We start from the raw sequence: 18,509 nt of genomic DNA on the forward strand, positions 1-18,509 counted from the left end.
ACCTACGCCCGGAACAGGTGCCGGCGGATCGCCGCCACGTTTCCGAAGATGCGCACCCCGAGCACGACCACCACACCGGTGGACAACTGACCGCCCACGCCCAACTGGTCACCCAGGTAGACGATCAGACCCGCCACCAGCACGTTCGAGATGAACGACACCACGAACTGCTTGTCGTCGAAGATCCGGTCCAGCTTCGCCCGCACCCCGCCGAAGACGGCGTCGAGCGCCGCCACCACGGCGATCGGCAGGTACGGCTGCAACGCCGCGGGCACCGTGGGATCCAGATACACCCCGAGCACCACACCGGCGAGCAACGCCAGCACCGCGATCATCGGCCACCTCCGGAGGGGCTGGGAGAGGTACCCGAGCCGGACGGCCCGGGACTGGTCGAACCGGCGACACCCGAACCCGACGGGCTCGGACTCACCGAAGGCTCGGCGTAGCGTAGCCGCGGCTGCGGAGCCGCCGGCAGGGTGAGGTCGCCCGCGTCCTTCACCCGGAACGACAACCCCGTCGTCCGCTCCACATCGCGCATCAGCTCCGCCGCACGGCTGTCGTCGAACCGGTCCCGCATCGACCCCGGCCCGATCGCCGTCACCTCGTACGGGCTCGTCACCGGCCGGTAGTCCACCAGGATCGCCTCACCCGCCGAGCGGATCGTCGACGTCGCCGTCAACCGCTGCCCGTTGATGGCCACCGCCTCCGCGCCCGCCGCCCACAGCGCGTTCGCCACCTTCTGCAGGTCGGAGTACAACACCCGGGACGGCCCCGCGTCCGCGCCGGTCACCGCGTCCCGGTCGGCCGACGCGTCGGCCAGCCGCACCACTACACCGTCACCACGCACCCGGCCCAGGCCCGTGCCCGCCTCCAGGTTGCGCAGCCGGGACGCCTGCGAGCCGCTCAACGCCGCGTCCCGCTGCCGGCCGACCTCCTCGCGCAGCTGATCCGCCCGCGCGGTCAACCGGTCCGTCTCCGCCTCGCGCTGCTTGATCTCGGCGATCAGCCCGGCCCGCGCCTTCGCCCGGCCCGGTTCCTCCGCCACCGTCTCCCGGTACGCCACCGCGAACAGGAACCCGATCACCAGCAGCACCACCACGCTCACCGGCCGGGCCAGCACCCGCCGCAGCCGCGTCGGCGGCACCGCCGCCCGCCGAGCCGCCGCATCGCCGTAGCCGGGATCGAGCGGGTTGCGGAACAACTCGGTGAGGAAGTCCGGCGCGTACACCCGCGCGGACGGGTCACGACCCTTGTCCCGAGGCGGCACCGCGGTCACGCCGCCGCTCCCGCTCGCCGGGCGCGCATCGCCCGGACCAGGCGGTTGGCCTGCACCACGTACATGGCCCCGGCCACCCAGTAGAGGACCAGGCCCCACCAGGCCAGCCCCCAGCCGATCGCGCCGGCCGCGGTGGCCACGCCCGGGGCGGCGGACGCCAGCAACAGGATCGGGAACGCGGCCAGCAGCAGGAACGTGGCGGTCTTGCCCACGTAGTGCACCGGCGGGGGGCCGTAGCCGTACCGGCGGAGCACGCTCAGCGACCCGAGCAGCAGCAGCTCGCGGGCCAGCAGCGCCCCGGTGAACTGCCACGGCACCACCTCGCGGGCGGTGAAGGCCAGCAGCGTCGCCAGGATGTAGAGCCGGTCGGCGAGCGGATCGAGCAGCTCGCCCAGCCGGCTGACCTGCTGCAGGCGGCGGGCGATCCAGCCGTCGACCCAGTCGCTGGTGCCGCCGATGGCCAGCACCACGATGGCGGCCACGTCGGCCTTGACCACGAGGAACAGGTAGAGGAAGAGCGGCACACCGACGAGCCGGACGAAGCTGATCAGGTTCGGCAGGGTGAGGACACGGTCCCCCACGACCGCCGCACCGCCGGGAGCCGGGTGCTCCGATGGAGCCGGCCGACGCGACATCGAACCCTCCCTTCGCAGCACGGTCCGACGGCCGAGTGATCGGCCGTCGCAGGGACGTGCGCGTTGCCGGCCGGTCAGACGCCGGCGCCCTTCTGCGATCCCGGGCTGGGACCTCCCCCTTGCGGCCCAGGATGCGTCGATGATCATGGGCCGGCCAGTTGCGCTGCCACTATATCGGGCTGCCTCGACCGGCTCCGGCCCCCGCGCTGCCCGGGTGCTGAGCTTCGCTTTCTGTGCGGCGCGCCGCACAACCCGTAGGGCATCCTAGGATACTAGTTGAGTGACCTGTCGCAGGTGTGCCCTGGCCGGGCGCCAGCAGGTCAGGCGGTGCGGGCGGTGGAGTCGGAGCCGGCCTGCGGGGCGTTCATCGACGCGGCCTGGCCGAACGCCACCAGCGCCAGCAGCAGTTCGTGCTGCACCCGGTTGGGCATCCGGTCCAGCACCGCCTGGACCGCGCGGTGCCGCCGCTCCGTCAGCTCGCGCAGCAGGGTCTCCGCCCCGGCGGTGGGGACCAGGCGCACCTCGCGCCGGTCGCGGGGGTCGGCTACCCGACGCAGCAGGCCGACCGCCTCCAGCCGGTCACAGAGCCGGCTCGCCGACGAGGGCACCACGTCGAGCAGCTCGGCCAACCGGTTCACGTTGGTGCCGGGATGCGCCATGATCAGCGACAGCACCCGCAACTGCGTCGGCGAGACGCTGACGTTGTGCCGGGAGCTGGCGGAGTCGAGCACACCGACGAGCGCCTCGGCCGCCGCATCGATGGCCGCGGCAAGATTCGGAGGTCGCTCCACCCGCTGTCCCCTGCGATCGTCCCGCTCGTGTTCGCTCCGCCGGTCCGTCACCGCCCGCCGAGGTCGTCCGGAGGGCTGGAACCGCGCCAGTCCAGGCAGACGACGACCGCGTCGTCGCGGAGATCCGCGTCGGCATGGTACGCGTGCAGTTCGCGCATCACCGTACCAACTGCCTCGGTCGCCGGTTGCAACCGAGTGGACCGCATCGCGCGCGCCATGGCCCGCTCCCCGTACGGCTCCTGCCCGGCCGGCTCCGCCGCGTACACCCCGTCGCTCACGACGAAGAGCCGGTCCCCCGGCTCCACGGTGAACTCCTGCACGTCGTAGCGGGTCTCGGCGAACATGCCCAGCGGCAGCTGCTGCTCCAGCGCGATCGGGGTGACCGTCCCGCCGCGCAGCCGCAGCACGTGCGGCGAGCCCGCGTCGACGGCCCGCACCACGCCCCGCCGGTTGTCCAGCTCCAGCAGCAGCGTGGCCACGTGCCGGCTCCCCCGGTGCTGGTAGAAGATGGTGTCCGAGGCCAGCTCGGCCTGCTCCACCAGGCTCCCGCCGGAGCGCCGCGCGTTGCGCATGGCGTTGACGGTCACCGCGGTGAGCAGCGAGGCGGCCAGGCCGTTGCCGGCGCCGTTGAGCACCGTGACGGTGAGCCGGTCGCCGTCGACCGACCAGTCGAAGTGGTCGCCGCCCACCGTGTAGGCCGGTTCGAGCTGCCCGGCCAGCACGAAGTCGCCGTGCGTGACGCTGCGCCCGGGCAGCAGGTCCCACTGCATCTCGGCGGCCATGCTGAGCCGTTCCCGGCGGCGCGCCCGCCGGTAGCGGTCGGTTTCCCGGTCCGCCGCCCGCAGCGCCACCGCCAGGTCGTCCGCGATGTCCCGGACCACCGCCACGGTCGCCGCGTCCGGGGCGGCCGGCAGTTCGACCATCAGCACGCCGAGCCGCTCCCCCCACGCCGACAGCGGCAGGTAGGCCCGGCACCGGCCGTCCTCGCCGGTGTCCAGCACCGGCTGCTGGCTGCTGAAGCAGCGCTGCGCGACGCCCTGGCAGGCGAGGAAGCCGCCCTCGGGCAGGTCCGGGTCCAGCACCGGCCAGAGCCCGGTGAACCGGTAGTCGGCGACGAACACCTCGGTCCGCGACGCACCGAGCACCCGGCGGACCGCCGCGTCGGCGGCCTCCGCCAACTGGTCGGGGGGCGCGGCGCGCAGGGCGCGCGACACCGCTCCGGACGCGTCCGGCATGCTGAGATCCTCCGATGGCGATTATTGCTGTAGAGCAAGAATCATACGGAGGCCGCCGACCGCGGTCCGCCCCGGCTCCGGCCTGCGCCGCGACGGTCGCCGATCCCGGGTGGACGGTCCCGCGCTCAGTCGGCCGGCTTGGTGGCCAGCGCGCCGTAGAAGGCGTCCGGCACCGGCTCCGGGGTGCCGGCCGGCCGCCACCGCGCCACCGGCACGATGCCGTCCGCCGTCGGCTGCCACCGGCCCAGCAGCGGCGCGAACCGGGCGGGCGCGCGCATCCGGAACGCCGGCCCCATCATGGCCAGCGCCTCCGGGTACGCGGCGAGTTCCTCACTGTCGAAGTCGATGGCCAGGAGGCTGCCCGGCGCGACCGCCTCGTACAGCTCGTCGAGGGTGCGCGCCAGCGTCTCGTCGTTTAGGAACGCGGCCAGACCGAGGAAGACCACCCCGACCGGCCTCCTCCCCCACCCCGGGACGAACCGGTGCAGCTGGGCGGGGTCGACGGTGCCGATGTCGGTGGCGTCGCCGTAGCCGTAGCCGGCCCGGTCGCTGTCGGCGAGCAGGCGCTGGCCCAGCCGGACCGTCACCGGGTCGACGTCGGTGTAGAGCACGGTCGCGTCCGGGGCCACCTCGTGCACGTTGCCCCGGGTGGGCACGCCCGCCCCGAAGACCAGGAAGCCGTCCACCCCGGCGTCGGCGATCGACCGGACCGCCCGGCCGAGGAAGTCGCGCAGCGCGCGGAAGATCTCCGCGCAGGGCCCGTACGCGCCCTCGAAGGCGGCGGCCGCGGCCACGTCGACCGGGTAGTGGTGCTCGCCGCCGAGCCAGTAATCGATCATGCGGGCGGTGCTCGGCTGGTCGGGCTCGGCCATCGACGAGGCTCCCTCTCTTACGCGATGGTCGCCAGCGTACCCAGGGGTCGGCTCACGCGGTATCGCCCCGGCGACCGCCCGCCGGCCGGGATACTGGCCGCGGGCGGCCGACGGCGAGGAGGTACGGCGTGAACTCGGCGAACGGCGCGGCCGTGGTGGTCGGGGTGGACGGCTCCGAGCCGTCGCTGAAGGCCGTGCGCCTGGCCGCGCAGGAGGCGGCCCGACGACAGCGCCCGCTGCGGGTCGTGCACGGGTTCATCTGGCCGCTGCTGCGCGTACCCGTGTCGGCGCCGGCGCAGGGGCCACCCGGTGGCGGCCTGCGGCACCAGGCCGAGGAACTGGTCAGCGCGGCCGTCGCGGAGGCGGAGGCGGCCGCGCCCGGGCTGCGGGTCTCCGGCGAGATCATCGACGGGGAGGCCGCGGCGGTGCTGCTCGGCGAGTCACCCACCGCCGCCGCGATCGTGCTGGGCGACCGCGGCCTCGGCGGCTTCGCCGCCCTGGTGGTCGGCTCGGTGGCGATCCAGGTCGCCTCGTACGCCGACTGTCCGGTCCTGGTCGCCCGCGGCACGCCGCGCCCGAGCGGCCCGGTGGTGGTCGGGGTGGACGGCTCCACCCTGTCCCGCGCCGCGGTGGAGTTCGCCGCCGAGGAGGCCGCCCTCCGCGGCAGCCGGCTGCACACCGTGCACGCCTACACCCACCCGGCCTCCAGCGGCCCCGGCGACATCCAACCCCTGGTGTACGAGGAGGGCCAGTTGCGCGGCGAGGAGTACCGGGTGCTGGACGACTCGCTCGGCGGCCTGACCGAGCGCCGGCCGGAGGTGCCCGTCACCCGGGCGGTGGTGCACGCCCGGCCGGTCGCCGCGCTCGTCGAGGCGTCGCGCGAGGCGCAACTGCTGGTCGTCGGCCGGCGCGGCCGGGGCGAGCTGACCGGCCTGCTGCTCGGCTCGGTGAGCCAGGGGGTTCTGCACCGCGCCGACTGCCCGGTGGCCGTGGTCCGCGCTCCCGGCTGAACGGTTGGCCCCGGCCCCGGCGGGTAGTCGGTACGGTCAGCCACAGCGACCGGAGGAGGCAGCGATGCCAGGACCACGGCCGGGCAGCAACGCGTACGACAAGGAACGCGCGCGGCTGCGGGATCTGATCGAACAGTCCGGGCGGGCCGCCGACAAGGAGGCGAACCAGGTCGCGAACCGGATCCTCCAGGACGACCGCGGCCAGCGGGGCGTGGTGCGGGGCGAACGGACCTTCGGGCCCAAGGGCGAGCGCGAACCGGGCGACCCGAAGTGAGGGCTGCACCCGTGGTCGACGGCGCCATCGCTGGCGCCGTCGGCAGCGCCGCGTTGAACGTCGTCACCTACCTGGACATGACGCTGCGGGGACGCCCGGCGAGCAGCACCCCGGAGCAGACCGCCGGAAAGTTCGCCGACGCGGCGCACGTGGACCTCGGGCCCGGGGAGAAGGCGGCGAACCGCCGCTCCGGTCTCGGTGCGGTGATCGGTTACGGCACCGGCGTCGCGGCAGGCGCGCTGTTCGGGCTGCTGGCCGCCCGCCGCCGGGTGCCGCTGCCGCTGGCCGTGGGGTTGCTCGGCGGCGGCGTGATGGCCACCTCCGACGGCTCGATCGCCGCGCTCGGCATCAGCGACCCGCGGACCTGGCGCAAGGCCGACTGGCTGTCCGACGTGGTGCCGCACCTGGCATACGGAGCGGCGGCCGCAACCACCTGGCGGAGGCTGCGGCCGCCGTCGCGGCGTTGCTGATCAGCCCCGCTGATCGCTCTCGTCCTCGGCCACCGGTTCGCCGGCCGGCCCGTACGGCGACACCTGCCCCTTCGGGACCGGGCGACCCGTATCCGCGTTGGACGTGCCCTTGTTCAACGGATGCCCGCTCGCCCCGATCGCGACCTTCCGGCTGTCCTGGCTGGTCGCGCCCTTGTCGTTGCGGCGCAGTTCCTCCTGCTGCGGCTTGACCACAGGTCTCTCCTTCCCCGGGAGCACACGGCGTGGGCCGCGCACCTGGTCCGGGTACCCGCCGCCGCCGGGCGCATTCCGGCTCCGCCGCGGGCGTCTGGGCCGGCCCGGGGCGGGTACCCACAGCGGATGCCAGACGATCGGAACGTGGCGCGGGCGCTGCTGGACCGGCAGTCCCGCACCTACGCGGAGGAGGCGGGCATCAGCCTCGCCGACCGGCCCGGGCCGCTCTACCAGTTGCTGGTGCTCACCACCCTGCTGAGCACCCGGATCCGGGCCTGCGTGGCCGTGGCCGCGGCGCGAGAGCTCTTCGCGGCCGGCTACCGCACCCCCCAGGCCATGGACGCGGCGAGCTGGCAGGACAAGGTCGACGCGCTCGGCCGGGGCCACTACCGGCGCTACGACGAGCGGACCGCCACCATGCTCGGCACCGCAGCCCGCCTCTGCCTGGACCGGTGGCACGGGGACCTGCGCCGCATGCACAAGGAGGCCGACGGCGACCGGAGCGCGCTGCGCCGGCTGCTCACCGAGTTCCCCGGCATCGGCCCGACCGGGGCCGACATCTTCCTGCGCGAGGCGCAGGCGGTCTGGCCGGACCTGCGCCCGTACGCCGACCGGCGGACCCTGGCCGGGGCGCGCCGGCTGGGCCTGCCGGCGAACCCCGGGGGCCTGGCCGGGCTGGTCGGTGAGGCCGACTTCGGGCGGCTGGCGTCGGCGTTGGTGCGGGTGGCACTCGGCGAGGAGCCGGCCGGCGAGATCAGCCGCACCGCGACGGCGCGCTGAGCCGGCCGCCGACGGGTCGGGGCCTTACTTGGCCGGGCCGGGCTTGGTCAGGTTCCAGGCGAGCGCCGAGGCGAGCAGGGCCAGCAGCACCACGCCGCCGGAGATGCCCTCGCCCTCCCCGCCGTTGCTGCGATGCCCGGTGGCGCCGAAGTAGATCACGGCCAGCCCGGCGAGCACGGTGATGAACGTCCGCATTCCTCGGTCCTTCACGTTCCGGACGCTACGGCCATCCGGCGCCCCGAAAGCCCGTTTCGCACGCTTGTCCCCCGGTCGGGGGTCACTCCTCCCGGCAGCCGACGGCGGGCCCGCGCAGGCGTACCCGGCGGATCACCCGGCCGGCCACCTCGACCACCTCGACGGTGAGCCCGGGCAGCCGGATGAGCTCCCCCGGACCGGTGGGCAGCCGGCCCAGCCCGGCCAGGACCAGTCCGGCGACGGTGGTGTACTCCCGGGTCAGTGGGAAGGTCAGCTGCACGCCGGCCTCGGGCAGGTCGTGCAGTGGGAAGTCGCCGGGGAGCAGCAGCGCGCCGTCCGGTTCGCGGACCGCCTGGTGCACGTCCCGGTCGGTCTCGTCGTACAGCTCGCCGACCACCTCCTCGAGCAGGTCCTCCATGGTGACCAGGCCGTCGACCCCGCCGAACTCGTCGATGACCAGGGCCATCTGCTCGTGGCGCTGGCGCAGCTGCCGCATCGCGTCGGCGACCGGCAGCGTGCCGGGCAGCAGGACCGGCGGCCGGGCACGCTGCCCGACACCGGCGCCGTCCGCGTCGACCAGGTCGCGGATGTGCACCACCCCGCGCACGTCGTCCAACCCGCCGGGGCCGGTCACCGGCGCCCGCGACCGGCCGGTGCCGGCCAGCCGGCGCATCGCGTCCGCGGCCGACAGCTCCACCGGCAGCACCGTCACCTCGCGCCGCGGCACCAGGACCTCCCGCAGGGTACGGCCGGCGATGTCGAACGCCCCGGACAGGATCTCCCGCTGCTGCGCCGAGAGGCCGCGCTGGCTGACCAGCATCTCGCGCAGCTCCTCCTCGGTCACCTCCTGCCGGTTGGCCCGGGGATCGCCGCCGGCCAGCCGGACCAGCACGTCGGTGGCCCGGCTGAGCAGCCACACCGCCGGGCGGGACACCCGGGCGAGCAGGTCCAGCGGCGCGGCGCTGAGCAGCGCCCAGCGCTCCGCCGACTGCATGGCCAGCCGCTTCGGGGCCAGCTCGCCGACGACCAGCGTCACGAAGGTCAGCACCACCGTCACCAGCACCACGGCCACCGGGCGGGCGGCCTCGCCGAGGAAGCCCAGCGGGCCGACCAGCGGCCCGGCCAGCGACACCGCGGCGGCCGCCGAGGCGAGGAACCCGGCCAGGGTGATGCCGAGCTGGATGGTGGCCAGGTAGCGGTTCGGCTCCCGGGCCAGCCGGGTCAACCGCGCCCCGCTGCGCCCCGAGCGGCCCAGCCGCCGCAGCTGCCCCTCGCGCAGCGTCACGATGGCCATCTCGGCGCCCGACAGCGCCGCGTTGACCAGCACCAGGACGAGCACCAGGACGAGCTGGCCGGCCATCAGTCGGTCTCCAGGTCGTCCAGCGAGATCGCGTGCGTCATCAGCCACCGGGCCAGCGCGGCCATCCCGAACAGCCACAACGGCGCCGACTCGGTGGTGCCGTTCGTGGCGAAGACGGCGAACCGCAGATCCGGTGCCCGGTACGCCTCGATGCGCCACCGGTGGTTCCTGTCCCGCCAGACCGCCGAAGGGTCCATGGCGTCACCGTAGGTGACCGGATGCGGCCCCCGGTGGCGCTTGGCTCACCCGATGGTCAGCCGGGCGGCCGCACCACCTCGCGGGCGTCGTCGGGCAGTCGCCGGGTCGCGCCCCGCCGGTCGAGCAGCTCCAGCAGCGGCACCGCCACCCGGCGGGTGGTGTCCAGCGCCTGCCGGGCGGCGCTGAGCGTGAACGGCTGCGGCAGCCCGGCGAGCACCCGCACCGCGTCGTCCAGGGCGCCGGGCAGCAGCACCACGTTGTCGGCGACCTTGAGAAGGGCTCCGGCGCGCACGGCGGCGCCGATCTCCCGGGGGCCGAGGCCGAGGTCGGCGAGGCGGTGGGCCTCGGGGGCCTGGAACGGGCGGTCGCCGTACTCGGCGCGCACCCGGGCCACCGCCCGGGCCACCGGTTCGGGCAGCGCGTCGCCCGGCGCGGCGGTGACCCGGCCGGCGCGCAGCCGCAGCGGCGGGCGCAGCAGCGCCTCCACCAGCGCCCGGTCGGGCAGGTCGAGGCGCTGCCGCAGCACGTCGACCGGCACGCCCGCCGCCAGCGGGTGCTCGCGGGCGTACCGGGTGACCTCCTCGGCGAGCCGGCGGCCCAGGTCCCGCCAGTGCTCGGGGTCGGCCAGCCAGTCCCCGGCGACCGGCGCGGCGGTGGCCGGCACGCCCATCCGGGTCAGCTCGCCGGCCCGGACCAGCCGCCGCCGGCGCAGCTCGCCGGCCAGATCGGGCCGGCCGTCCAGCCCGGCCAGCACGGCGGCCCGGGCGGCGGCCGCGCCCCGGCGGCGCAGCGGTGGCGGGTCCACGTCCAGCACGGTCACCCCGCCGGCGACGTGGTGCCGGCCGGGGTCGCGCAGCAGCGCCCGGTCGCCGATCAGCAGCGGCAGGGGGCGGGCCAACCGGAGCCGGACGGTGTCCGGGCCGAGCGGGCGGACCCGGGCGGGCACCGCGGCCGAGCCGACGTGCAGGGTGAGGCCGGCCGGCAGGTCGGCGGCCGGATCACCGGCGAGCCGCACGTCGAGCAGGTCGGTGCGGCGGAACCGGCCGGGGCTGAGCAGGGCGTCGCCGCGGGCGACCCGGTCCCGGGGCACCCCGCGCAGGTTCACCGCCACGCGGGCCACCGCGTCGACCTCGACGTGGGCGGTGTTCAGCGCGTGCAGGCCGCGAACCCGGACCGGCTCCCCGGTGGCGGCGAGTTCGAGCTGGTCGCCGACGCGCAGCCGACCGCCGCCGAGGGTGCCGGTGGCCACCGTGCCGCTGCCGCGGATGGTGAACGAACGGTCCACCCAGAGCCGGACCGGGGCGTCGCGGGCCGGGTCGGGCAGCCGCGCGACCAGCCGGTCCAGCGCGGCCCGCAGCTCGGGCAGGCCGCTGCCGGTGACCGCGCTGACCGGAACCGCCTCCACCGCACCGAGCGAGGTGGCGGCGATCTCCGCCCGGGCCCGGGCCAGGGCCGGCCCCGGCTCGGCCAGGTCGGCGCGGGTCACCGCGAGCAGCCCGTACGACACCCCCAGCGCGTCCAGGGCGGCCAGGTGCTCCGCGGACTGCGGCATCCAGCCCTCGTCGGCGCCGACCACGATCAGCGCGGCCGGCACCGGCCCGACGCCGGCGAGCATGTTCGGCACGAACCGCTCGTGCCCGGGCACGTCGACGAAGGCGATGGTGCCGCCGGCGGGCAGGGTGGTCCAGGCGAAGCCGAGGTCGATGGTCATGCCCCGGCGGCGTTCCTCCGCCCACCGGTCCGGTTCCATCCCGGTCAGCGCCCGGACCAGGGTGGACTTGCCGTGATCGACGTGCCCGGCGGTGGCCACGACCCACACGGTCAGGCACCCACCCGCAGGATGGCCGCCCGCACGTCCGGATCCGCGTCGGCGGGCACGCAGCGCAGGTCGAGCAGGAGCCGGCCGTGCAGCACCCGGCCGAGGATCGGCGGCGCGCCCATACGCAGCGGCTCGGCGTAGCGCTCGGGCAGGCTCAGCGCCCACGAGTCGAGTTCCACCCCGGGGGCGCCGCCGCCGCCGACCACCGCCGCGCTGGGCACCACCTCGGCCTTGCAGCCCTCCTCGCCGAGCCGGTCGCGGAGCCGTTCGGTGCGGGCGCGCAGCGCTCCCGGCTCGGCGTGCAGGGCCTCCCGGGTGGGCGTGGTCGGCGAATGCAGGGTGGCGGCGAGCGCCGCCAGGGTCAGCTTGTCCACCCTCAGCGCACGGGCGAGGGGGTGCCGGCGCAGCCGCTCGACCAGGTCGGCGTCGCCGAGCAGCAGGCCGGCCTGCGGCCCGCCGAGCAGCTTGTCGCCGCTGGCGGTGACCAGGTGGGCGCCGGCGCGCAGCGTGCCGGCGGCGTCCGGCTCGTCGGGCAGCAGCGGGTCGGGGGCGAGCAGCCCGGAGCCGATGTCGGCGACCACCGGCACGCCGAGGGTGGCCAGCTCGCCGACCGGCACGGCCGAGGTGAAGCCGGTGACCCGGAAGTTCGACGGGTGCACCTTGAGCACGAACCCGGTGCGTGGACCGACCGCGGCGGCGTAGTCGGCGAGCCCGGTGCGGTTGGTGGTGCCCACCTCGCGCAGCCGGGCGCCGGTGCTCTCCAGCAGGTCCGGCAGCCGGAACCCGTCGCCGATCTCGACGAGTTCGCCGCGGCTGACCACGATCTCCCGGCCCGCGGCGAGGGCGGTGGCGGCAAGCACCAGGGCGGCCGCGCCGTTGTTGACCACGTGCACGGCCGGCGCGTCGGGCACGGCGGCGGCGAGCGCGTCGAGCGCCTCCCGGCCGCGCCGGGCCCGCCGCCCGGTGCGCAGGTCCAGCTCCACGTCGGTGTGCCCGGCGGCGGCCACCAGGGCGTCGACGGCGGCGGCCGACAGCGGGGCGCGGCCCAGGTTGGTGTGCAGGACGACGCCGGTGGCGTTGAGCACCGCCCGCGGGATCGGCGCGGGCAGGTCGGCCAGCGCGGCGTCGCGTACCTGCTCGGGGGTGAGCTCGCCGGCGCGGGCCTGCCGCTGGGCCCGGACGATCGCGGCCTTGACCCGGTCGCGGCCGAGCGTGCCGGCCGCAGCGGCCAGGGCCGGGTCGGCGAGCAGCGCGTCGGTCCGCGGCACCCGCCGCCGCGGGTCGACGTCACGCATCGGGTCTCCCAAGGGACTGCTTGGCGGAGACGGACGGGAATCGAACCCGCCTGGCCCGGGTCCCGGACCACACCGGTTTTGAAGACCGGGAGGGGCACCAGCCGCCTGAACGCCTCCACCGAGCACTTAACCACATGGGATCTCCGGCCGCCCGCGGAGGACCGGACGCAACCGGATCAGGGTCCGGGGGTCTGGAAGTCAGGCCGTGGCTCGCCGGGAGCGGTGGGCAGGCGGTCGCCTGTCCTGCCTATCCCCCGTTCGGGCCGGCGCCCGGCCCGCTGACGTCTGGTTCCTGGCTCTCCCGTTGCTGCGCCCGTTCCCGCTGCGGCACCACGGTGTACTTCGGGTCCCTCGCCGAGGCGACCCCGCCGTGGAAGATGCCGAACCGGGTGCAGACGGAGGCGGCGAGCAGCGCGCCGCCGGAAAGCGCGGAGAGCGCCCGGCTGCGGCGCCCGACCAGCGCGCCGACCACCCCGGCGGCGGTGAGCGCGCGCCCGGCGCGCAGCAGCTTCCCGGCGGTGCCGACCGTGTAGGGCTCGCTGAGCAGACCCATCCGGGTCTCCACCCGGTGCGAGCCCCACAGCTCCAGCGCCGCGCCGGCGACCGCGAGGCGCCGCGCCGGCCCGGCCTCGCCGGTGGGCGCGGCCAGCAGCCCGACGCCGGCCCCGCTGGCCAGCGCGCTGCCCGCGAAGATGGTCGGCAGTTCCGGGTACGCCTCGTGCCAGGACGGCACGGCCGTGTCGGCGAGCAGCACCCCGGTGTACGTGGCCAGCGCGGGCGCGGCGACCGCGGCGACCAGCCCGGCGGCGTTCCCGGCCGGCGGCAGCAGCTTCCGGCCGAGCCCGAGCAGCCCGCGCTCGGGCAGCCGGGGCGCGGCCTCGGCGACCGCGGCCACCCCGGCGGCCGGCCCGAAGGTGGCGAGGATCCAGGTGCCCACCGACATCGGCGAGGTCAGCTTCGCGACCCGGAGCATGTGGTGGAACCGGCTGGGCCTGCCCAGGTCGTGAATGAGGAAGAAGGTGCTGGCGGTGACCGCGGCGAGCGAGGTGAGCCGGCCGGCGCGGCGCAGCGCGGGCCGGCCGGTGAGCTGCCCGCCCGCGGCGAGCAGCGACGACCCGGCGGCGAGTCCGCCGGTGAACAGGTACGCGGCAATGTCCCACTTCCACACCGGCGCCTTGAGGATCGGCCGGCCGTAGTAGGAGGTGAACTCGGCCGGTGGCACGTTGAGCTGTTCACCGCCGCCCCGGCCGCCGCGGCGGCGGGGTCGTTCGGCCGGCTCGACGTCCCGGGGCGGCTGCGGGGCGAGGCCCGCCTGCCGGGCCCCGGCGTCGGTGCGGGCCACGCCCGCGCCCGGAGCGGGGGTCACCTTCGGACCGTGGCCGGTGTGCCCGCCGGGGCCGCCGAGGCGGTGCGGGCCCTCGACGGCGAGCCGGTCCCGGAAACGGCGGAACAGGGCGCCCACCGGGGGGCGGTCCGGACTCACGATGAACCTCCGACGAACGCGGCGACGGCCGCCGCCGCCATGGCCAGGGCGGCCAGCCCGGCCCGCTTCCACATCTTCGGCAGGTCCCGGGTGGTGACCACCGGGTCCGGCGGCAGGCCGTAGACCTCCGGCTCGTCGAGGAGCAGGAAGAACGCGCCGTCCCCGCCGACGCCGTCGGTCGGGTCGTCGCCGTAGAGGCGGGCCTCCGGCACACCGCGCTCGTGCAGCTGCGCCACCCGCTGGGCGGCGCGTTCCCGCAGCTCGTCCAGGGGCCCGAACTGGATCGACTCGGTCGGGCAGGCCTGCGCGCAGGCCGGCGTCTTCCCGGCGCCCAGCCGGTCGTAGCAGAGCGTGCACTTCCAGGCCCGGCCGTCGCCCTTGCGCTGGTCGATCACCCCGTACGGGCAGGCGGAGATGCAGTAGCCGCAGCCGTTGCAGATGTCCTCCTGCACCACGACGGTGCCGAACTCGGTGCGGAAGAGCGAACCGGTCGGGCAGACGTCCAGGCAGGCCGCGTGGGTGCAGTGCTTGCAGACGTCCGACATCATCAGCCAGCGGAAGTCGGCGCGCGTCTCGGCGCCGGTGGACCGGCCAGGCGGCTGTGCGCCCGGCATGCCGAGGAACTCCGGGCCGGCCGCCATCCGCGCCGCCGGCTCCGGCCGGCCCGGCGGCAGCCCCGGATCGGTGCCGGTGTCGGTGGCCGTGCCGGCGGCGGTCGCCGCGCTCGCCGCGCTGCTCGGCGGGCCGGTCGGGTTGTCCGCGAAGGGCGGGGTGCGGTGCCCGGCCGGGCGGGGCTGCTCGATGAACGCGACGTGCCGCCAGGAGTTGGCGGTCAGCGCGCCGGTGTTGTCGTACGACATGCCGAGCAGGTCGAAGCCCGAGTCCGGGACCTCGTTCCACTCCTTGCAGGCGACCTCGCAGGCCTTGCAGCCGATGCAGACGCTGGTGTCGGTGAAGAAGCCCAACCGCGGGCCGGCCTCGACCCAGCCCGCGTCCGGGGCCGGGTCCAGCGGACCGTACAGGCTGTTGACGTCAGGCATCCCCGCCCCTGTCCCGTGCCGCGCCGGCGGATCCGTCGTCGGTGCTGCCGGCGGCGTCGTCCCCGCCGGCCGCGTCGGTGGTGACCAGGGGCACGCGCCGGTCCGGCGTCATCCCGGCCCGTCGCTGGTAGTCGGCGACCAGGTTGAGCAGGGCCGGCCCGGTGGGCCTCCGGCCCGGCCGCACGTCGCAGGTGCCGACCTTGCTCTCCTGGATGAGCACGTTCGGGTCGAGGGTGATGCCGAACAGGTCGTTGGCCGAGTCGCCGGTGACCAGGCCCTCGCCGCCGAAGTGGTACGGCAGCCAGACCTGGTGGATCACCCGGCCCTCGACCCGCAGCGGGGTGAGCCGGTCGGTGACCAGCACCCGCGCCTCGATCACCGCGCGGCCGCTGACCAGGTGCGCCCAGCCGAGGTGCGCCAGCCCCACCTCGGCGGCCAGCTCCGGGGACACCTCGACGAACATCGCCGGTTGCAGCTCGGCCAGGCGCGGCACGGTCCGGCTCATCCCGCCGGCGGTGTGGTGCTCGGTGAGCCGGCTGACCGTGAACACGTACGGGAAGACCTGGCTGTGCGCCTCCGGCGGGCTCGGGTTCATCCGGTTCACCGGGTGCTCGTAGACCTTGCGGGTCGGGTTGGCCTGCTGCCCGTAGAGCGGGTTGCGCACCGGCGACTCGGCCGGCTCGTAGTGCGTCGGCAGCGGCCCGTCGAGCACCCCGGTGGGCGCGTACAGCCAGGCCTTGCCGTCGCCCTGCATGACGAACGGGTCGTCCCCGGCGAGCGCCTCCGGCCCAGAGGCGCCCTCCGGCGCTCGGTAGCTCGGCGGCTTGGTCTTCTCGAAGTCCGGCACGTCGTAGCCGGTCCACTCGCCCTTGTCCGGATCCCACCAGACATACTTCTTGCGCTCGCTCCACGGCCGGCCCTCCGGGTCGGCGGAGGCGCGGTTGTAGAGGATGCGCCGGTTCGCCGGCCAGGCCCAGCCCCACTCGGCGGCCACCCAGTCCTGCTCGTGGCGGGACTTGCGGCGGGCCGCCTGGTTGACGCCATCGGCGTAGACACCGGTGTAGATCCAGCAGCCGACCGCGGTGGAGCCGTCGTCCTTGGCCTCCGGGAAGCCGCCCAGGGGCCGGCCGGTGGCCACGTCGTAGCCGTTGATCTCCTTGAGCACCGCCTCGGCGCTCGGCTCGGCCTGCGGGCCGTGCGTCGGGTAGTCCCAGGCTAGGTCGAGCAGCGCCCGGTCGCGGGGCTTGGTGGAGCCGGCCAGCTTCTCGCGCAGCACCCGACCGAGGTGGTAGAAGAACCACAGCTCGGAGCGGCAGTCGCCCGGCGGGTCTAGGGCCTTCTCCCGCCACTGGAGCAGCCGCTGGGTCTGGGTGAAGGTGCCCTCCTTCTCCACGTGCGACGCGGCGGGCAGGAAGAACACCTCGGTGCGGCACTCCTCCGGCACGATCTCGCCGGTAGCGACCTCCGGGCTGTTTCGCCAGAACGTGGCGCTCTCGATCATGAACAGGTCGCGGACGACCAGCCAGTCGAGGTTGGCCATGCCGAGCCGCTGGGCCCGGCCGTGCGCCGAGCCGACCGCCGGGTTCTGGCCGAGCAGGAAGTAGCCCTTCACCTTGCCGTCGATCATGTTCAGCACCTGCTGGTAGGTGCCGTGGTCGCCGGTCATCCGGGGCAGGTAGCCGTAGCAGAAGTCGTTCTCCGGCGTCGCCGCGTCCCCCCAGTACGCCTTGAGCAGGCTCGCCGCGAAGGCCCGGGAGTTGCCCCAGAAGCCCTTCTGGCCGGGGTGCCGGATGCTGTCCACCCACTCGCCGAACGTCGGGTGGTTGGCGTGGTGCGGCATCGGCAGGTAGCCGGGCAGCAGGTTGAACAGGGTCGGGATGTCGGTGGAGCCCTGAATGCTGGCGTGCCCGCGCAGCGCCAGGACGCCGCCGCCCGGCCGGCCCATGTTGCCCAGCAGGGTCTGGATGATGGCGCCGGTGCGGATGTACTGCACGCCGACGCTGTGCTGGGTCCAGCCCACCGAGTAGACCAGCGCGCCGGTCCGCTCCCGGCCCGAGTTCTCCGTCCAGGCGCGGGCCAGCTCCAGGAACTTCTCCTCCGGGATGCCGCAGACCCGGGCCACCATCTCCGGCGTGTAGCGGGAGAAGTGCCGCTTGAGGATCTGGTAGACGCAGCGGGGATGCTGCAACGTCTCGTCCCGCAGGGTCTGACCCGGCACCGGCGGGCCGTGCGACTCCTGCTCGAGCCCGGCCGCGCTCTCCCGCTCCTTGCCGGTGCCCCGGTTGCGGGCGTGCTCCTCGTGCCCCTCGTACTGCCAGCTGGTCTCGTCGTACGAGCCGGTCTCCGGCCGGTAGCCGGAGAAGAGCCCGTCGAGGTCCTCGGTGTCGGCGAACTGCTCGCTGACGATGTTCGCCGCATTGGTGTACGCCAGCACGTACTCCCGGAAGTCCAGCTCGTTGTCCAGGATGTACCGCACCACGCCGCCGAGCAGCGCGATGTCGGTGCCCGCCCGGATCGGCAGGTACGTGTCGGCGAGCGCGCTGGTCCGGGTGAACCGTGGGTCCACGTGGAAGACCTTCGCGCCGCGCTTCCTGGCCTCCATCACCCACTGGAAGCCCACCGGGTGGGCCTCGGCCATGTTGGAGCCCTGGATGACGATGACGTCAGCGTTGACCAGGTCCTGCTGGAAGTCCGTCGCGCCGCCGCGACCGAAGCTGGTCCCCAGACCGGGGACGGTGGAGGAGTGTCAAATGCGGGCCTGGTTCTCGATCTGGAGTGCCCCCATCGCCGTGAACAGCTTCTTGATGAGGTAGTTCTCCTCGTTGTCCAGCGTCGCCCCGCCCAGGCTGGAGATGCCCAGCGTCCGGTTGAGCGGGCGGCCCTGGTCGTCGACGTCCTCCCAGGTCTCGTCGCGGGCGGCGAGGATCCGGTCGGCGATCATGTCGAGCGCGACGTCGAGGTCCAGGTCCTCCCACTCCGTGGCGTACGGCCGGCGGTAGCGGACCTTGGTCTGCCGCAACGGGCTGGTCACCAGGTTCTTGCTGGCCGAACCCTTCGGGCAGAGCCGGCCGCGGGAGATCGGGCTGTCGGGGTCGCCCTCGATCTGGGTGACCTGCCCGTCCTTCACGTACACCCGCTGCCCGCAGCCCACCGCGCAGTAGGGGCAGACCGACCGGGCCATGCTGTCGGCCGTCTCGGTGCGCGCGGTCAGCGCCGCCGAGCGGGCCGACTGCGCCGCGGCGCCCCGGCCGAGCGGGTCGGTGCCGGTGAGCTGCCGGTAGACCGGCCAACCCTGAATGAAGGTCTTCAGACCCATCCCGGCACACCCCCTCCCCGGCTCGCGGGTAGCTGACCTTCTGAACATTAGGCCAGCCGCCGTGCGCTCGCGACCCGAGCCGGAAAACAGCGGCGCCCCGGACCGTGGGGCTCATGACCCGGGCGCAAAACAGCGGCGCCCCGGCCGGATGGCCGGGGCGCCGCTGGGCGTCGGTGAGATAGGAAGAGCGGCGGGTATGGAAAGAGTGTGCTGTGTAGAGTGTATATATAGGTGGTGGCCGGATAAT

At 75.0% G+C, this 18,509-nt stretch carries 19 protein-coding genes and 1 tRNA gene; 4 read left to right on the top strand and 16 right to left on the bottom strand.

The annotated features are described in order from the left end of the window. Positions 1 to 2 precede the first annotated feature (2 nt). The 6 genes from AB0F68_RS27680 to AB0F68_RS27705 form a co-directional block, all read right to left on the bottom strand. A complete protein-coding gene (locus tag AB0F68_RS27680; RefSeq protein ID WP_007071104.1) occupies positions 3 to 335 on the bottom strand; it encodes a small basic family protein in 333 nt (110 codons plus the stop codon). After that, positions 332 to 1,276, bottom strand: coding sequence for a DUF881 domain-containing protein (locus AB0F68_RS27685; RefSeq protein ID WP_357343450.1), 945 nt, complete (start codon positions 1,274 to 1,276; stop codon positions 332 to 334). Before AB0F68_RS27685 ends, AB0F68_RS27680 begins: the two co-directional genes overlap by 4 nt. Continuing rightward, positions 1,273 to 1,911 (bottom strand): CDP-alcohol phosphatidyltransferase family protein, encoded by a 639-nt coding sequence (locus AB0F68_RS27690; RefSeq protein WP_357343452.1) that lies wholly within the window; start codon positions 1,909 to 1,911, stop codon positions 1,273 to 1,275. Before AB0F68_RS27690 ends, AB0F68_RS27685 begins: the two co-directional genes overlap by 4 nt. Before the next feature lie 320 nt (positions 1,912 to 2,231). Then, positions 2,232 to 2,702, bottom strand: a complete 471-nt coding sequence (locus AB0F68_RS27695; RefSeq protein WP_357343453.1) for a MarR family transcriptional regulator — start codon at positions 2,700 to 2,702, stop codon at positions 2,232 to 2,234. Between the two features lie 47 nt (positions 2,703 to 2,749). Next, a complete protein-coding gene (locus AB0F68_RS27700; RefSeq protein WP_357343455.1) occupies positions 2,750 to 3,937 on the bottom strand; it encodes a PP2C family protein-serine/threonine phosphatase in 1,188 nt (395 codons plus the stop codon). A gap of 125 nt (positions 3,938 to 4,062) precedes the next feature. After that, on the bottom strand, positions 4,063 to 4,809 hold the full coding sequence (locus AB0F68_RS27705; RefSeq protein ID WP_357343457.1) for an SAM-dependent methyltransferase: 747 nt from the start codon (positions 4,807 to 4,809) through the stop codon (positions 4,063 to 4,065). Positions 4,810 to 4,937: 128 nt separating this feature from the next. On the opposite strand from AB0F68_RS27705, the gene AB0F68_RS27710 reads away from it, so the two are divergent. From AB0F68_RS27710 to AB0F68_RS27720, 3 genes are all read left to right on the top strand, one after another. Next, positions 4,938 to 5,819: a universal stress protein gene (locus tag AB0F68_RS27710; protein WP_357343459.1), complete on the top strand. Its 882-nt coding sequence runs from the start codon at positions 4,938 to 4,940 to the stop codon at positions 5,817 to 5,819. 64 nt (positions 5,820 to 5,883) lie between these two features. After that, the gene (locus AB0F68_RS27715) at positions 5,884 to 6,093 is read left to right on the top strand and encodes a phosphatidylethanolamine-binding protein (protein WP_355642202.1); all 210 of its coding nucleotides are present in this window, start codon (positions 5,884 to 5,886) and stop codon (positions 6,091 to 6,093) included. Continuing rightward, complete coding sequence (locus tag AB0F68_RS27720) at positions 6,090 to 6,563, top strand: hypothetical protein (RefSeq protein WP_357343462.1); 474 nt, start codon at positions 6,090 to 6,092, stop codon at positions 6,561 to 6,563. Before AB0F68_RS27715 ends, AB0F68_RS27720 begins: the two co-directional genes overlap by 4 nt. Here the strand turns inward: AB0F68_RS27720 and AB0F68_RS27725 are convergent, their stop codons facing one another. After that, positions 6,564 to 6,776: a hypothetical protein gene (locus AB0F68_RS27725; RefSeq protein ID WP_357343464.1), complete on the bottom strand. Its 213-nt coding sequence runs from the start codon at positions 6,774 to 6,776 to the stop codon at positions 6,564 to 6,566. A 126-nt stretch (positions 6,777 to 6,902) separates the two neighbouring features. Here AB0F68_RS27725 and AB0F68_RS27730 point away from each other — a divergent pair, with 126 nt between their 5' ends. Next, on the top strand, positions 6,903 to 7,556 hold the full coding sequence (locus AB0F68_RS27730) for a hypothetical protein (RefSeq protein ID WP_357343466.1): 654 nt from the start codon (positions 6,903 to 6,905) through the stop codon (positions 7,554 to 7,556). A 24-nt stretch (positions 7,557 to 7,580) separates the two neighbouring features. Here the strand turns inward: AB0F68_RS27730 and AB0F68_RS27735 are convergent, their stop codons facing one another. From AB0F68_RS27735 to fdh, 9 genes are all read right to left on the bottom strand, one after another. After that, on the bottom strand, positions 7,581 to 7,766 hold the full coding sequence (locus AB0F68_RS27735; protein WP_357343484.1) for a hypothetical protein: 186 nt from the start codon (positions 7,764 to 7,766) through the stop codon (positions 7,581 to 7,583). A gap of 67 nt (positions 7,767 to 7,833) precedes the next feature. Further along, on the bottom strand, positions 7,834 to 9,111 hold the full coding sequence (locus AB0F68_RS27740; protein ID WP_357343468.1) for a hemolysin family protein: 1,278 nt from the start codon (positions 9,109 to 9,111) through the stop codon (positions 7,834 to 7,836). Beyond that, on the bottom strand, positions 9,111 to 9,308 hold the full coding sequence (locus AB0F68_RS27745; protein WP_357343470.1) for a hypothetical protein: 198 nt from the start codon (positions 9,306 to 9,308) through the stop codon (positions 9,111 to 9,113). The genes AB0F68_RS27740 and AB0F68_RS27745 overlap by 1 nt, the downstream gene beginning before the upstream one ends. A 56-nt stretch (positions 9,309 to 9,364) precedes the next feature. After that, a complete protein-coding gene (gene selB / locus AB0F68_RS27750) occupies positions 9,365 to 11,128 on the bottom strand; it encodes a selenocysteine-specific translation elongation factor (RefSeq protein WP_357343472.1) in 1,764 nt (587 codons plus the stop codon). Between the two features lie 2 nt (positions 11,129 to 11,130). After that, positions 11,131 to 12,423 (bottom strand): L-seryl-tRNA(Sec) selenium transferase, encoded by a 1,293-nt coding sequence (selA, locus tag AB0F68_RS27755; protein ID WP_357343474.1) that lies wholly within the window; start codon positions 12,421 to 12,423, stop codon positions 11,131 to 11,133. 21 nt (positions 12,424 to 12,444) lie between these two features. Next, positions 12,445 to 12,540 (bottom strand) — tRNA-Sec (locus AB0F68_RS27760). Between the two features lie 130 nt (positions 12,541 to 12,670). Next, entirely contained in the window at positions 12,671 to 13,906 is a 1,236-nt protein-coding gene (gene nrfD / locus AB0F68_RS27765) for an NrfD/PsrC family molybdoenzyme membrane anchor subunit (RefSeq protein WP_357343476.1), read from the bottom strand. Beyond that, positions 13,903 to 14,946 (bottom strand): 4Fe-4S dicluster domain-containing protein, encoded by a 1,044-nt coding sequence (locus AB0F68_RS27770; RefSeq protein WP_357343478.1) that lies wholly within the window; start codon positions 14,944 to 14,946, stop codon positions 13,903 to 13,905. The genes nrfD and AB0F68_RS27770 overlap by 4 nt, the downstream gene beginning before the upstream one ends. Further along, positions 14,939 to 18,262 carry a formate dehydrogenase gene (gene fdh, locus AB0F68_RS27775; RefSeq protein WP_357343480.1) on the bottom strand — a complete coding sequence of 1,108 codons (3,324 nt, stop codon included), beginning with the start codon at positions 18,260 to 18,262 and terminating at the stop codon, positions 14,939 to 14,941. The genes AB0F68_RS27770 and fdh overlap by 8 nt, the downstream gene beginning before the upstream one ends. Positions 18,263 to 18,509: the final 247 nt, after the last annotated feature.

Origin of the sequence: Micromonospora sp. NPDC023966 (genome assembly GCF_040639095.1) — a bacterium.
In the GTDB taxonomy this organism is placed as follows: domain Bacteria; phylum Actinomycetota; class Actinomycetes; order Mycobacteriales; family Micromonosporaceae; genus Micromonospora.